The 14,441-nt window shown below is 47.4% G+C and carries 8 protein-coding genes, 25 tRNA genes and 2 rRNA genes; 2 read left to right on the top strand and 33 right to left on the bottom strand.

Annotated elements, in window-relative coordinates; genetic code table 11:
- Positions 1-133 precede the first annotated feature (133 nt).
- A complete protein-coding gene (locus LBPC_RS04035; protein ID WP_003564087.1) occupies positions 134-412 on the bottom strand; it encodes a YkuJ family protein in 279 nt (92 codons plus the stop codon).
- A 245-nt stretch (positions 413-657) separates the two neighbouring features.
- On the opposite strand from LBPC_RS04035, the gene LBPC_RS04030 reads away from it, so the two are divergent.
- Entirely contained in the window at positions 658-1,833 is a 1,176-nt protein-coding gene (locus tag LBPC_RS04030) for a pyridoxal phosphate-dependent aminotransferase (RefSeq protein WP_003593795.1), read from the top strand.
- Positions 1,834-1,918: 85 nt separating this feature from the next.
- On the opposite strand, the gene LBPC_RS04025 is transcribed toward LBPC_RS04030, so the two are convergent.
- The 5 genes from LBPC_RS04025 to LBPC_RS04005 form a co-directional block, all read right to left on the bottom strand.
- Positions 1,919-2,272, bottom strand: coding sequence for a hypothetical protein (locus LBPC_RS04025; RefSeq protein WP_004562175.1), 354 nt, complete (start codon positions 2,270-2,272; stop codon positions 1,919-1,921).
- Between the two features lie 35 nt (positions 2,273-2,307).
- Complete coding sequence (locus LBPC_RS04020) at positions 2,308-3,321, bottom strand: lysylphosphatidylglycerol synthase transmembrane domain-containing protein (RefSeq protein WP_003564081.1); 1,014 nt, start codon at positions 3,319-3,321, stop codon at positions 2,308-2,310.
- Positions 3,322-3,333: 12 nt separating this feature from the next.
- Positions 3,334-4,362: a glycosyltransferase family 4 protein gene (locus LBPC_RS04015; protein ID WP_004562174.1), complete on the bottom strand. Its 1,029-nt coding sequence runs from the start codon at positions 4,360-4,362 to the stop codon at positions 3,334-3,336.
- 2 nt (positions 4,363-4,364) lie between these two features.
- Positions 4,365-5,573: a glycosyltransferase family 4 protein gene (locus LBPC_RS04010; protein ID WP_003569394.1), complete on the bottom strand. Its 1,209-nt coding sequence runs from the start codon at positions 5,571-5,573 to the stop codon at positions 4,365-4,367.
- 286 nt (positions 5,574-5,859) lie between these two features.
- Positions 5,860-7,422: an APC family permease gene (locus tag LBPC_RS04005; protein ID WP_032781298.1), complete on the bottom strand. Its 1,563-nt coding sequence runs from the start codon at positions 7,420-7,422 to the stop codon at positions 5,860-5,862.
- Positions 7,423-7,955: 533 nt separating this feature from the next.
- Here LBPC_RS04005 and LBPC_RS04000 point away from each other — a divergent pair.
- Complete coding sequence (locus LBPC_RS04000) at positions 7,956-8,504, top strand: sigma-70 family RNA polymerase sigma factor (RefSeq protein ID WP_003564071.1); 549 nt, start codon at positions 7,956-7,958, stop codon at positions 8,502-8,504.
- A 273-nt stretch (positions 8,505-8,777) separates the two neighbouring features.
- Here LBPC_RS04000 and LBPC_RS03995 read toward each other — a convergent pair.
- The 27 genes from LBPC_RS03995 to LBPC_RS03865 form a co-directional block, all read right to left on the bottom strand.
- Positions 8,778-8,861 (bottom strand) — tRNA-Leu (locus tag LBPC_RS03995).
- 46 nt (positions 8,862-8,907) lie between these two features.
- Positions 8,908-8,978 (bottom strand) — tRNA-Cys (locus LBPC_RS03990).
- Between the two features lie 42 nt (positions 8,979-9,020).
- Positions 9,021-9,092: transfer RNA gene (locus LBPC_RS03985), tRNA-Gln, on the bottom strand.
- A gap of 8 nt (positions 9,093-9,100) precedes the next feature.
- A tRNA-His gene (locus LBPC_RS03980) sits at positions 9,101-9,173 on the bottom strand.
- A gap of 11 nt (positions 9,174-9,184) precedes the next feature.
- Positions 9,185-9,255 (bottom strand) — tRNA-Trp (locus LBPC_RS03975).
- Positions 9,256-9,261: 6 nt separating this feature from the next.
- A tRNA-Tyr gene (locus LBPC_RS03970) sits at positions 9,262-9,342 on the bottom strand.
- A 4-nt stretch (positions 9,343-9,346) separates the two neighbouring features.
- Positions 9,347-9,419, bottom strand: a tRNA-Phe gene (locus LBPC_RS03965).
- A 43-nt stretch (positions 9,420-9,462) separates the two neighbouring features.
- A tRNA-Asp gene (locus LBPC_RS03960) sits at positions 9,463-9,536 on the bottom strand.
- Positions 9,537-9,543: 7 nt separating this feature from the next.
- Positions 9,544-9,617: transfer RNA gene (locus LBPC_RS03955), tRNA-Met, on the bottom strand.
- Positions 9,618-9,627: 10 nt separating this feature from the next.
- Positions 9,628-9,719: transfer RNA gene (locus LBPC_RS03950), tRNA-Ser, on the bottom strand.
- Between the two features lie 9 nt (positions 9,720-9,728).
- A tRNA-Glu gene (locus tag LBPC_RS03945) sits at positions 9,729-9,800 on the bottom strand.
- 4 nt (positions 9,801-9,804) lie between these two features.
- Positions 9,805-9,892 (bottom strand) — tRNA-Ser (locus tag LBPC_RS03940).
- A 29-nt stretch (positions 9,893-9,921) separates the two neighbouring features.
- Positions 9,922-9,995: transfer RNA gene (locus LBPC_RS03935), tRNA-Ile, on the bottom strand.
- Between the two features lie 14 nt (positions 9,996-10,009).
- Positions 10,010-10,080 (bottom strand) — tRNA-Gly (locus LBPC_RS03930).
- A 19-nt stretch (positions 10,081-10,099) separates the two neighbouring features.
- Positions 10,100-10,172, bottom strand: a tRNA-Phe gene (locus LBPC_RS03925).
- A 5-nt stretch (positions 10,173-10,177) separates the two neighbouring features.
- Positions 10,178-10,251, bottom strand: a tRNA-Asp gene (locus LBPC_RS03920).
- A gap of 7 nt (positions 10,252-10,258) precedes the next feature.
- Positions 10,259-10,332: transfer RNA gene (locus tag LBPC_RS03915), tRNA-Met, on the bottom strand.
- 48 nt (positions 10,333-10,380) lie between these two features.
- Positions 10,381-10,454 (bottom strand) — tRNA-Ile (locus tag LBPC_RS03910).
- Between the two features lie 8 nt (positions 10,455-10,462).
- Positions 10,463-10,536 (bottom strand) — tRNA-Met (locus tag LBPC_RS03905).
- Positions 10,537-10,562: 26 nt separating this feature from the next.
- Positions 10,563-10,636: transfer RNA gene (locus LBPC_RS03900), tRNA-Pro, on the bottom strand.
- A 4-nt stretch (positions 10,637-10,640) separates the two neighbouring features.
- Positions 10,641-10,714 (bottom strand) — tRNA-Arg (locus LBPC_RS03895).
- 60 nt (positions 10,715-10,774) lie between these two features.
- Positions 10,775-10,846: transfer RNA gene (locus LBPC_RS03890), tRNA-Gly, on the bottom strand.
- A gap of 33 nt (positions 10,847-10,879) precedes the next feature.
- Positions 10,880-10,952, bottom strand: a tRNA-Thr gene (locus tag LBPC_RS03885).
- A 41-nt stretch (positions 10,953-10,993) separates the two neighbouring features.
- Positions 10,994-11,066 (bottom strand) — tRNA-Lys (locus LBPC_RS03880).
- Positions 11,067-11,068: 2 nt separating this feature from the next.
- A tRNA-Val gene (locus tag LBPC_RS03875) sits at positions 11,069-11,141 on the bottom strand.
- An 8-nt stretch (positions 11,142-11,149) separates the two neighbouring features.
- Positions 11,150-11,266, bottom strand: a 5S ribosomal RNA gene (gene rrf, locus LBPC_RS03870).
- A 122-nt stretch (positions 11,267-11,388) separates the two neighbouring features.
- Positions 11,389-14,306, bottom strand: a 23S ribosomal RNA gene (locus LBPC_RS03865).
- Positions 14,307-14,441: the final 135 nt, after the last annotated feature.

The following is a 14,441-nucleotide window of genomic DNA, read 5'->3' as shown; positions in this document are numbered from 1 at the left end:
GCCAATCCATGGTGATTTTAAAGAAGCCTTTAAATTCGGATCAGGTTTTGACGGCTACTGAATACCATTTCCAAGCGCTTCTGATCATGTGCTACACAAAAAGCGAACCTTGTCAGTTCGCTTTTGTCGTTGATCAAGCTGGTGCTTGATCGCTGGTGCTGTCACTTGTGCCATCGTCTTCATCAAAATCCATCAAATCATAGATTTCCATGGCTGCAAGATCGATATTATCAAACTGAAAGGTTTGGTGAGTGCCTAATTCTTCAAGTTCATAAGTTTCGGTCTTGGGATCGTATGTCACGAGGCCCTTTTCATCACCATTTTTTTCGAAGCGGCGCGACTGGGTCTCGCCATCGCCTGCCTGCATGGCTTCTAGGCGCTTGATGATGGCCACGAGCTGTGATTGTTTCATAAAATGGCCTCCTATAAACGCGATCACCACCTTGCGAGCCAACATGCCAATTATTGGCACTGACACATCGAATCTCATCTGGGCGGGATCACGCGCTGTTTATTTTTCCTATTTCAAGAAATAGCTTAGCATAAACCACGGCCTCTGTGGGAGAAATCTCTCTTTGAATTGCAGTTTTATTGCATTGCAACTATGAGGGAAAATGGACTATGCTATTTGCAACCTACATACTAAGGAGATCGCCCATGAAGTTGCAACCATTAAATAAACAATTAGCCGACATCGACGTTAGTGAAATCCGGCAATTTGACGAAAGCGTCAGCAAGATTCCCGGTATTTTGAAGTTAACGTTAGGTGAACCCGATTTCAATACGCCTGAGCACGTTAAACAGGCTGGCATTGAAGCTATTCAGGAAAATTATTCTCATTATACCGGAATGGTGGGTGATCCAGAACTGCGGGAAGCTGCGCAACACTTTTTCAAAACAAAATATGATACTGATTACGCTGCTGAAGATGAAATCCTTGTCACCGTGGGCGCTACCGAGGCTTTGGCAACTGCCATTACAACCATCAGCGATCCAGGTGATGCCATGCTGGTGCCGTCACCGATTTATCCGGGGTACATCCCTTTGCTTACGTTGAATCATGTGACACCGATCTATATGGACACTAGCAAAACCAACTTTGTCTTGACCCCAGCGCTGATCGAAGCAACGATTGCTGCTCATCCTGATGCCAAAATAAAAGGCATCATTTTAAACTATCCAAGCAATCCGACTGGCGTCACTTATCGTGCGTCTGAGGTTAAAGCGATTGCCGCAACTGCTGCTGAACATGATCTTTATATTATTTGCGATGAGATCTATTCCGAACTAACTTATGGTGACTCACATGTTTCCATGGGCAGTTATGCTTACGACCGAACTTTTGTCGTGAATGGTCTGTCAAAATCACATGCCATGACCGGCTGGCGAATCGGTTTTTTGATGGGTCCGCGAGTTTTGATCGCAGAGGCGAAAAAAGTGCACCAGTATCTCGTCACCGCGGCAACCACCATTGCACAACGCGCTGGCATTGAAGCTTTGACGAACGGACAAGATGATGCACAGGTTATGAAAGCCGCCTATGCCAAGCGCCGCGATTTTGTCTATCAGGCGCTTCTGGACATGGGCTTCGATGTTGCTCGGCCGGATGGCGCCTTCTATCTTTTTGCCAAAATCCCGATCGAACTGGGGCTTGATTCGCGACAATTCACGCAATCGCTTGCCACAGAGCAGAAACTTGCGCTGATCTCAGGTACCGCGTTTGGCCCTGGTGGCGAAGGTTATATTCGCATCAGCTATGCGGCTTCCATGGCTGACCTCAAGGAGGCAGTCAAACGTTTACAAGCATTCATAGCTGCGCATAAAGCCGCCTAGTTTTGAAGACAATAGATAAAAGCGCTTGGTTATCAGATCAAAATTGGTCTGATTACCAAGCGCTTTTTATTTATCGACATGTAGCTTACGGATAAAGTATCGCCATCACAGCAGCAACGTCTGCCGATGTAAATGCGACCTTACCGGCTTCTGCCAGCCATGTTAAAAAAATATTCACCCACGAAGCATATCGTGCCAAAATTCGCTGCTCCTGTTTTGGGGTGGCCCAGCTAGTCTCCAAAGCAGGTCTCAGGGCAACAGCAATTTCGTTGATTTGCCACGCCTTAATGTGATGCTGATTTTGAGCCATCACCAATTCAACGATGCCGGTCAAGATATGCTTAATCTCGGCGTCTCTGATCCCTAACAAAGGCGCATAACGTTTGCTTTGTCTAAAGGCAGGCCAATACTGGTTCAGTTCTTCGCTTGCTGACGACATTTCGCCCTCCCTGAGCTTTGACTTTTCTCAGTCGCTCACGTACGTTTGCTTTTTGGCGGGAATGCCATGGCAATGATGCCGCAGATCATCCCCAGGTAATAGGTCAAGAACCGCCATAACAGCATCCCTAGAATCAATTTTGAAGGCGACGCAACATAAGTCGCAAACAAGGTTTTAAAGCTATACTCGGCCCCGCCAGCACCGCCTGGAATCGGAAACAGGCTGACAATCATCACAATCATCACGTGCAACACGATGACCTCAACGATACTAACATGACTTACGCCAAGCGACAGGAGCACAAAGTACGGCACCGCATAGTAAAGCAGCAATTGCACAAGTGTCAACAAGCAAGCCTTGATGACCCGCTTCTTTTCGCGTTTCAAGTGCAAACTCTCTGCGTAAAAAGTGTCAATTTTATGATCAAGGTTGCTTTGCATGGCAAGTTTTTTCTCAGGTTTGACAAACCAGCCAATCGGTATCATCACCAAATTCACTAATTTTTTTGTGAACTTATAGTAATACATCACCATGAGCAAGCCTACGATGACAACCACATGAATCACAAAACCAAAAACGATGAACAAAGCAAGCGCCCCAAAATGTTTGGACACCTGATCAAACCCGATGAATAGTGTCAGGACAAAGTTAATCAGGACCATGAATTGATACACGACAAACTTCATCAACAACACGGAACTTGCCCGGCCAGCTTCAACGCCACTTTGCATCAAAGCAAATAATTGGGCTGGCTGACCACCAGAAGCCATCGGCGTAATTGCATTAAACAATTGTTCAACCAACGGCACACGCAAAGCGGTTTTAAAGTCTAAATCATCAGCTTCACTTCGAATAAAGATCTGAACCACAAAGGTTTCAATGATCCACGACCCAAACATGAGCAAAAAAGCCACCAGCAGCCACTTGAGATCAAGCGTCAATAGTTCGTGGATTAATTGTGCGCCGTTCAGATCACGAGCTTCATAAATAAAAATACCGGCGCCAATCAAAATCATGATTAAGACAGCCAGTTTGTTCTTCCGTGTCATATAACTCCTCGGCTAGTGCTTCCCCCGTGCAGCTTGATGAAGATAGAAATCGTGCCAGACTTTTTCAAGTCGGCTTTCATCGTAAACTTCAGCAGCTTGTCGACTCTTAGTTGCATAAGTTGCCAAAAGATCATGATCATCCGCAAGTGCCCGCAATCGAGACTGCATATCGTCAACATCAACAGCCGTGATGGCATAAGGTGTGATGATTTGGTGATACAGCTCAAGATCCCGCACCATCACTGGCGTTCCCGTTGCAAAAGCCTCAAGGACGGACATTGGGAACAGCTCTTCATAAGAAGGCAATAAGAAAACATCGGCCATATTGTAATAGTCAATCATTGTCTCCCGTGGCATAATCCCGGTAAAATCCAAGTTTGCCGGGGCTTCTGCTACGGCCTTCTTCAAATGGTCGTAGCCTTCAGTAATGCGGCCAAAAGAGAAACCACCTGCCCAAACAAAACGAAATTCAGGATTATGTTTTGCTAATTTGATAAAGTCGCTGACACCCTTACGATCCTGCACCTGACCCGCGCCAAAAATGACAAAATCATCAGGTTTAAAGCCATTGGCATGTCGCAAAGCCTGCCGCTTTTCAGTGGATACTGGATGAAACGTTCGTTGCGATACGAAATTAGGAATATAAGTCACTTTGTCGCGACTGATCCCATAAGCTTCTAACTTAGGAATAAAATTCGGGTTCACCACCACTAACTGATCCATTCGCTTATAAAAAGCCAACGTATACTTATCAAGCGTCCACCGCGCCACTCGCGGCAACTTCAGACTCGCATCCAGTGTACTCGGCACAAAGTGGACAAAGCCAATCTTGCGACCCCGTTTTTTGGAGAAAGTAGATAAATAAAATTTAGGATCAATCGTATGATAATGGCTGATGTCACTACGCGTATAACGATTGACGTTAACTTCAAATTCATTTGAAAAATCGTGTTTCAGCAAGCCCATCAGTTCTGTGTAGACTGCGCCAACTCCTTGTCCTGCAACCTTATTGGCAGAGGAAAACATATTAATAACAATCATATTTAACCTTTCATGGTCCGTTTACTGGAATCTTCATCGGTCCATGGTGCAGCTTCATCGGCCTCATTAGGCGAATAGTGTGACAAAATGTCTTGATAGAAATCCAAAACCCGATCGCCAAATCGATCTGCAGAAATTGCCGCTAACTTTTCTTGACGCGGCTTAGCATCATCGTAAGCATTTGGATGTTTCAAGTAATTCACGACCTGATGCACCATTTCAGTCTCAGTTGAAAATGTTGTCCCTAACGCCGGATCATCCAAAAGTTGATCCGTATAATCCCCTGTCAAGGCAACCACTTTGCGATCCGCCGCCATCGCTTCGATATAAGTTAACCCCTGTGACTCGGAGTCACTTGCCGATACAAACACATCGCCAACCCGGTAATAGTCACCAACATCATCATGGTCAATTTCACCGGTGAATCGGACATGCTCCTTGAGACCCAGCTCAGCGACTTGCGCCTCTAAGTCTTCACGCGCAGGCCCATCGCCAACAATTAACAGCACCGCTTGGGGCACCTGTTCCAGAATTTTAGGCATGGCACTGATCACCTTATCAATTCGCTTTTCATACGCGACCCGACTGAGTGAGACCAAAACCGGGACATGCGCCAACCCGAGCTTGTCACGTAAATGCGGATCTTTTTGCTGGGCAAACTGAGTCAAATCAACCCCAGTTGGAATGATTTTGATCTCAGTTTTGACGCCATATCGCCGCAGCGTATCATAAACGCGTTCAGAAGGCGCAACAACGCCACTGACATGATAAAGAAACGCCCGCGTAAACTGCTTCACATGATAAGGCTTCAGCAAATGACCATTCAGGACATAATGCAGATAATCCTCATACATAGTGTGATAAGTATGGATTGTCGGAATTTTCAACTGCTTGGCGACAAATTTGCCGATATACCCCATCGAAAATTCAGTTTGTGTATGAACAATGTCCAAGTTCAATTCCTTCGCCACTGCGTAAGCATGAAAAAGCCCACGAACCGCAATTCGCCGATCCGTGAATGAGACAAACGGTACACTGGTAAATCGGAATAAATTAGGTTCAACGGCGTCGTCCGGCACATGCGGATCAGTCGTTGTAAAAATATAAACCTGATGGCCCTTACGCTCCAGATCGTCCTTCAAGGTCTTGATGGACGTCGCGACGCCACTGACTTGTGGAAAGTAGCTATCTGTAAAAATCCCGATATTCACCTAATCCCCTCCAGACGTCATTTGTTTAGTATAAGTATAAAGATAGGCATAGCTAAATGCAATTTTCCCTCAAACCTTTAAAATTATCTTACCTTGTCGCCATCACACCATCATCAGGCAAAAGTCGTAAGTTATGCCATCTAGCATTTTATCAAACGAGCCTTCACCACCGGCGGCTCAAAGCATCTGCGGCAATGGTCAAGAATCAGAATGTCTTCCATCATACCAAAAAACACGTCGATGATCATGTTTCTGACCAGAGACGTGTTTTTTCTAATACTAGTTGCTACTGCCGCGGCATTTTAACTTTGTCATTCACCCTTGCAGCGCGTCGGAAATATTTAGAGAAAATGTGACTATTAATTCCCCAAGCATAAAAGCCCAAAGCACCAACGATAATGACAACAAAATCTAAAGGATAGTGAATCCAATTCAAACCATTAAACTCACTGCTGCCAATAAGTGAGATGAGTGACAGGAATAGCAAATATACCAGCATCCAAGCTGCCGCCTTCAATTGCTTAAGCGTGCTTGCCCAGCCTGATCGCCATTCATAGAACAAATAGAAAGGAATACCCAAGAAAATAACGCCGATCACTTCAACCGTTGTCGGCCATTTTGCCCAGTAAGCCGCTAATGAGGTTAGCACAAATGACAATGGTGCCATCACCCGCAAGAGGCTCGACTTCACTGGCCGCTTAAAATCTGGGGCCATGTCACGCAAGGAGATGACCGTAATAGGACCTGTCAGGTAAGCAATCAACGTTGCCGTGGAGATGACGCTAGTTAACGTACCCCAAGATGGAAAAATCGAAACCATAACCATGCTAAGCAACGCATTCACCACCATCGCCACTCGTGGTGTACCATACTTTTCATCAAGTTTCCCAAGAAATTTGGGAATATGGTTGTTGCTGACCATCGCCTGCAACGCCCGCCCAGATGAAGCAACAAATGAAACGCCAGTCCCAAACGGGGAAACAAAGGCATCCATATATAACAAAACTGATAACCAGTGAATGCCCAGCAGAATCGCCAAGTCAGCAAATGGGGAGTTGAGATTCAACCCTTGCCAACCATGTGCTGCTAATAGCTTCGGCGAAATTGTCGTGATAAAAACGCTTTGCAATAAAATGTAAATGACCGCACTAATCAGTAACGAAATTGCAATTCCGCGCCCAATATTTTTTTGCGGTTTCTTAACATCGCTTCCCATGTTGATGACGGTTTGAAACGCGTTAAAGGAAAAAATAATCCCAGAAACTGAAGTGGCCGCAAAGATAGGTGCGCTCCCATAAGGCATGAAGGTCGCTAAAGAATGCCCATAATTGCCGGGATGGAAGCTTGAAAGTGCCAACAGCGTGATCGTCAGCAAAGGCACCCCAATTTTGAAGATCGAGATGAAGCTCGTGAATCGTGTCAGTAATGAGACTGACCAATAGTTAAGTAACGTAAAAATAATGATGAAAGCAAACACCACCAGCAACCCCTGCGATGTGATACGCCCATCAGCCAAAAAACCGTGCGTAAAGCTAGCCCACTGCCACGGCCATGATGCCATATATTGCACGGCAGCCACTGCTTCAATCGGCAGCAACGTCACTAGCGAGATCCAGTTGGCCCAAGAGGCGATAAAGCCAACTAAAGAACCGTGCGAGTACTGAGCATATTTGCTCATTCCGCCTGATTCAGGAAACATGGTCCCAAGCTCAATGTAATTATAAGCAATGATGCCAATAATCAAGCCGCCAATCACCCAAGACAGAATCGCCGCCGGACCAGCTACTGCTGCTGCTTCCCAAGAACCAAAGAGCCAGCCTGAACCAATCAAGGAACCCAAAGCTAGCATAACTAACTGAAATAGACCAATTTTATTATTTTCTCTATTTGAAGAAATTATCGAATACCTCCCTAAAAAAGTGACTTGTTTAATATAACGCATGTCATGATCAATGTAAGATTGATTATTCTTTATAAATTCGCTATTTTCCCGATGGTATCGCATATGAAGGCGCCAACATTATTTTTTAAAAATTGCCGTTCTAAGATATCTAAAGCTGCCTTCACGCCATTAAAATATCATCATTTTTTGTCATACCATTTTTCAAATCATGCTTGTAATAACACGCTCTCCGACCACCGAATCACCAATTAACAATAGGTCATTCTACTGGCCCCTTTCTATTCCTTTAAAGATGTCGTGACTCTTAAAAAAATCGTGAAAAAAATACTAAAATAATGTTGTCAATATTGCCCCAACATATGCCTTTGGTTGTAAGCATTCTGTTCCCCTAAAAAATATTCATGAACGATTGTTCGCTATTCAATTGGAAACGCTTTATTGTAGAATGAAAAAGCTAGTAAGTCGGGGGAGGAGGAGATATGAAAGCCACAGAGTTAACATTAATCAATGAAGCAATCACAAACTCAACTGCATTCAGCCAATTGTTTAAGCAATATCGACCGCTAGTCCTAACGGTGTTAAGACCGTACCATCTCAGGGATTTTTCACATGAAGACTGGTTACAAGAGGCCAGGATTGCGATGCTCAAAGCAATTACTCGATATGATGGCTCTAGCGGATCCCAATTTGGTCCCTACTATCGAATGGTATTGCAGTCACACCTGCGTTCAGTCTTGCGGAAACACTTTGCGCATAAACGCCGCATCGACGCGACCGCAATCCCAGTTGAAGACAGCGCACTTGAATCTCTTCAAGAACGTCTGGCTCTCAGATCGTATGAAGATGGTCTACTCATGCGAATCGAGTTTGCACAGTTTCTGGCACGGTTGTCACCTTTGGAATATGAGGCCTTCGAGGCAGCTGTCATCAGTCAGACAGACAGTTCTGAAGATCCTTTGCTGCAGCGTCATCGTCGCGCATTGGAACGGTCTCGGATCAAGATATTGAAGTTCTCTCGCGAAGAATAGCAAGTCAACTGGCAGCAATCGTCAAAAAGGACAGTATCAGATAACGAAAAAAGACTCAGGAGCATCTTACTTTTACGTAGGATGAAGAAACGCTGGGTCTTTTTTTCGTGTGTCAGAAATCATACAATTTTCATGCAAAAACAGCGGCTCCATGATTTGTGCCAAATTGTACACTTTTTTAAATCGGGTGTGATCAAAAATGTATTGGGAACATCTTTGTTTGTGGCACAGATTTTCAAGGCAAAAAAAAAACCTTCCTAGGAAGGTTTGTGATACCGGTGATCGGGGTCGAACCGATACTCCATCGCTGGAACGGGATTTTGAATCCCGCGCGTCTGCCAATTCCGCCACACCGGCATAATATTAAATGATAATACACTCTCTTGGCGATTGCCGCAAGATAAGGCGGTGATCGGAATCGAACCGACGATCAAGGTTTTGCAGACCCATGCCTTACCGCTTGGCTACACCGCCATATTTCAATTAAGTGCCTTTCCCCTATGGCAGTTGGAGAAATTGGGGTAGCTGGATTCGAACCAGCGCATGACGGAGTCAAAGTCCGTTGCCTTACCACTTGGCTATACCCCAGTAAAAAGGGCGGTATGTGGGGATCGAACCCACGTATGCCGGTGCCACAAACCGGTGTGTTAACCGCTTCACCAATACCGCCATTATAAAAGCAGGGATAGTAGGAGTTGAACCCACACTGACGGTTTTGGAGACCGTAGTTCTACCATTAAACTATATCCCTATAAAATGGAGGAGATAGGATTCGAACCTATGAACCCGAAGGAGCGGATTTACAGTCCGCCGCGTTTAGCCTCTTCGCTACTCCTCCATAATGGCGCGGGACGGAATCGAACCGCCGACACATGCAGCTTCAATGCATTGCTCTACCGACTGAGCTACCGAGCCATTTGGAACTAAACTTTTGTATTTTTCTCTCAATTGAGAGAGACGGTTCCAACGGGACTCGAACCCGTGATCTCCTGCGTGACAGGCAGGCGTCCTAACCAACTAGACCATGGAACCATATAAATTGCGGGAGCAGGATTTGAACCTGCGACCTTCGGGTTATGAGCCCGACGAGCTACCGAACTGCTCCATCCCGCGATAATTATAAAGGAGAATGAGGGATTCGAACCCTCGCGTGGACTTACGCCCACCTGACGGTTTTCAAGACCGTTCCCTTCAGCCAGACTTGGGTAATTCTCCATCTAAACATGACCCGTACGGGATTTGAACCCATGTTACCGCCGTGAAAGGGCGGTGTCTTAACCACTTGACCAACGGGCCACAACGGAGAAGGAGGGATTTGAACCCTCGCACCAGTTTCCCGGTCTACACCCTTAGCAGGGGCGCCTCTTCAGCCACTTGAGTACTTCTCCATGTGTATATGAAACTATAAATGGAACAATGGGCCTAGGTGGACTTGAACCACCGACCTCACGCTTATCAAGCGTGCGCTCTAACCAACTGAGCTATAGGCCCATGATCATAACCGCAGCGGGTGACGAGAATCGAACTCGCGACAACAGCTTGGAAGGCTGTGGTTTTACCACTAAACTACACCCGCATAAAAATGATTATGAATATGGCGCGGGACAGAATCGAACTGCCGACACATGCAGCTTCAATGCATTGCTCTACCGACTGAGCTACCGAGCCGCAAACGGTCCCAACGGGACTCGAACCCGTGATCTCCTGCGTGACAGGCAGGCGTCCTAACCAACTAGACCATGGAACCATATAAATTGCGGGAGCAGGATTTGAACCTGCGACCTTCGGGTTATGAGCCCGACGAGCTACCGAACTGCTCCATCCCGCGATAACAATAACATATCGATTATACCGAACAGCGACCACCCTGTAAAGATGGACCTTGTAGGGCTCGAACCTACGACCGGACGGTTATGAGCCGTCTGCTCTAACCAACTGAGCTAAAGGTCCAAGCTCAATCGCGGCGGGGGGGATCGAACCCTCGACCTCCCGGGTATGAACCGGACGCTCTAGCCAGCTGAGCTACACCGCGAAAAACTAAGGGACAAAAATGTCCAATCGGGAAAACAGGATTCGAACCTGCGACCCCCTGGTCCCAAACCAGGTGCTCTACCAAGCTGAGCTATTTCCCGATAATGCACCCAGTAGGAGTCGAACCTACAACCTTCTGATTCGTAGTCAGACACTCTATCCAATTGCGCTATGGGTGCAAATCATGATAATGCCGAGGATAGGTTTGACCAAGCACACCCTCGGCACTGTGCTTGGAAAGCGGAAGACGGGATTCGAACCCGCGACCCCCACCATGGCAAGGTGATGTTCTACCACTGAACTACTTCCGCATGAAACATGGTGCTATCAAATTATTGGTACCATGCCGACTAAAGGATTCGAACCTTCGACCCCCTGTTTACAAGACAGATGCTCTACCAACTGAGCTAAGTCGGCGAAAAATCGACTTGAGCCGCCATTTAAAACCAATAATTCTCTGAGCCGTGACAGGCTCGAACTGTCGACCCACTGATTAAAAGTCAGTTGCTCTACCAACTGAGCTAACGGCTCAATGGAGGATACAGGGCTCGAACCTGTGACCCTCTGCTTGTAAGGCAGACGCTCTCCCAACTGAGCTAATCCTCCATATGTAAGCGTGGCAGCTTCCTACCCTCGCAGGCAGTTTCCCACCAACTACTCTCGGCGTGAAGAAGCTTAACTTCTGTGTTCGGCATGGGAACAGGTGTATCCTTCTTGCTATCGCCACCACACTTATGAGAACTTTGCGCTCTCAAAACTGGCTATCATTGTTTAATTGCTGCCTTGAACTTAACGTACTTGTCATCGAAATGTGTTCGCAGTCGCAGAAACCTGCGCCTGCTTGCACGCTTACTTGGTTAAGTCCTCGACCGATTAGTACTGGTCCGCTCCATGCATCGCTGCACTTCCACTTCCAGCCTATCTACCTGATCATCTCTCAGGGGTCTTACTTCCATATAGGAATGGGAAATCTCATCTCGAGGGGGGCTTCACACTTAGATGCTTTCAGCGTTTATCCCTGCCGTTCATAGCTACCCAGCGATGCGCCTGGCGGCACAACTGGTACACCAGCGGAACGTCCATCCCGGTCCTCTCGTACTAAGGACAGCTCCTCTCAAATTTCCTGCGCCCGCGACGGATAGGGACCGAACTGTCTCACGACGTTCTGAACCCAGCTCGCGTACCGCTTTAATGGGCGAACAGCCCAACCCTTGGGACCGACTACAGCCCCAGGATGCGATGAGCCGACATCGAGGTGCCAAACCTCCCCGTCGATGTGGACTCTTGGGGGAGATAAGCCTGTTATCCCCAGGGTAGCTTTTATCCGTTGAGCGATGGCCCTTCCATACGGAACCACCGGATCACTAAGCCCGACTTTCGTCCCTGCTCGACTTGTCAGTCTCGCAGTCAAGCTCCCTTATACCTTTACACTCTGCGAATGATTTCCAACCATTCTGAGGGAACCTTTGGGCGCCTCCGTTACATTTTAGGAGGCGACCGCCCCAGTCAAACTGCCTACCTGACACTGTCTCCCGCCACGATTAGTGGCGCGGGTTAGAGTGTTCATACAGCTAGGGTAGTATCCCACCAACGCCTCCATCGAAACTAGCGTTCCGATCTCTACGGCTCCTACCTATCCTGTACAAGCGGTACAAACACTCAATATCAAGCTACAGTAAAGCTCCATGGGGTCTTTCCGTCCTGTCGCGGGTAACCCGCATCTTCACGGGTACTATAATTTCACCGAGTCTCTCGTTGAGACAGTGCCCAAATCATTACGCCTTTCGTGCGGGTCGGAACTTACCCGACAAGGAATTTCGCTACCTTAGGACCGTTATAGTTACGGCCGCCGTTTACTGGGGCTTCAATTCTGGGCTTCGCTTGCGCTAACTCATCCTCTTAACCTTCCAGCACCGGGCAGGCGTCAGCCCCTATACATCATCTTACGATTTAGCAGAGACCTGTGTTTTTGATAAACAGTTGTTTGGGCCTATTCACTGCGGCTGACCTTGCGGTCAGCACCCCTTCTTCCGAAGTTACGGGGTCATTTTGCCGAGTTCCTTAACGAGAGTTCGCTCGCTCACCTGAGGATACTCTCCTCGACTACCTGTGTCGGTTTGCGGTACGGGTAGTTTATTTCTCACTAGAAGCTTTTCTTGGCAGTGTGACATCAGGAACTTCGCTACTATAATTTCGCTCCCCATCACAGCTTGTCCTTAAGACTGCAAGCATTTCACTCGCTGTCAGACTTGCTGCTTGGGCGCACATTTCCAGTCGTGCGCTTTCCTTAGCCTCCTGCGTCCCTCCATCGCTTAAACAAAATAAACTAGTGCAGGAATCTCAACCTGCTTGTCATCGACTACGCCTCTCGGCCTCGCCTTAGATCCCGACTAACCCTGGGAGGACGAGCCTTCCCCAGGAAACCTTAGTCATACGGTGGATCAGATTCTCACTGATCTTTCGCTACTCATGCCGGCATTCTCACTTCTAAGCGCTCCAGCCGTCCTCACGATCGACCTTCAACGCCCTTAGAACGCTCTCCTACCGCGCACCCTTACGGGTGCACCCACAGTTTCGGTATTATGCTTAGCCCCGGTATATTTTCGGCGCAGTGCCACTCGACTAGTGAGCTATTACGCACTCTTTAAATGGTGGCTGCTTCTGAGCCAACATCCTAGTTGTCTGTGCAACGCCACATCCTTTTCCACTTAGCATAAATTTAGGGACCTTAACTGGTGATCTGGGCTGTTCCCCTTTCGACAATGGACCTTATCGCTCACTGTCTGACTCCCGGAGTAAGATCGATGGTATTCGGAGTTTATCTGAATTCAGTAACCCTTGATGGGCCCCTAGTTCAAACAGTGCTCTACCTCCATGATCCATCCTCCGAGGCTAACCCTAAAGCTATTTCGGAGAGAACCAGCTATCTCCAAGTTCGTTTGGAATTTCACCGCTACCCACAACTCATCCCAGCATTTTTCAACATACATGGGTTCGGTCCTCCAGTGTGTTTCACCACACCTTCAACCTGGTCATGGGTAGGTCACTTGGTTTCGGGTCTACATCTGCTTACTCATTCGCCCTGTTCAGACTCGCTTTCGCTACGGCTCCGACTTTTCATCTTAACCTCGCAAGCAAACGTAACTCGCCGGTTCATTCTACAAAAGGCACGCCATTACCCATTAACGGGCTTTGACTAATTGTAGGCACACGGTTTCAGGAACTGTTTCACTCCCCTTCCGGGGTGCTTTTCACCTTTCCCTCACGGTACTGGTTCACTATCGGTCACTAGGGAGTATTTAGCCTTGGGAGATGGTCCTCCCGGATTCCGACGGAATTTCACGTGTTCCGCCGTACTCAGGATCCTGGACGGAGGGTTCGACGTTTCGCTTACAGGGCTTTCACCTTCTGTGGCGCAGCTTTCCAGCTGACTTCGACTACGTCGGACTTTGGTAACTCCAATGTCCAGTCCTACAACCCCGAGAAGCAAGCTTCTCGGTTTGGGCTCTTCCCACTTCGCTCGCCGCTACTATGGGAATCGAGTTTTCTTTCTCTTCCTGCGGGTACTGAGATGTTTCAGTTCCCCGCGTCTGCCGCCGGCCAGCTATGTATTCACTGACAAGCAATACACTGATGTGTACTGGGTTCCCCCATTCGGAAATCTCCGGATCAAAGCTTACTTATAGCTCCCCGAAGCATATCGGTATTAGTTCCGTCCTTCATCGGCTCCTAGTGCCAAGGCATCCACCGTGCGCCCTTTGTAACTTAACCTGTACTGACTTGCGTCAGCGGTTATGCGATGCGAATTTCTTTTTCAGAAACTCATACAAATACGCTGTGTTCTCGGCAATTTAAAACAATTAATACAATGATATCCAGTTTTCAAAGAACAAAGTCGCACCCGTT

It is taken from the genome of Lacticaseibacillus paracasei subsp. paracasei (assembly GCF_000829035.1).
Lineage (GTDB): Bacteria > Bacillota > Bacilli > Lactobacillales > Lactobacillaceae > Lacticaseibacillus > Lacticaseibacillus paracasei.
The sequence above is the reverse complement of the archived record's forward strand: the minus strand, read 5'-3'. Positions and strand labels throughout refer to the sequence as shown.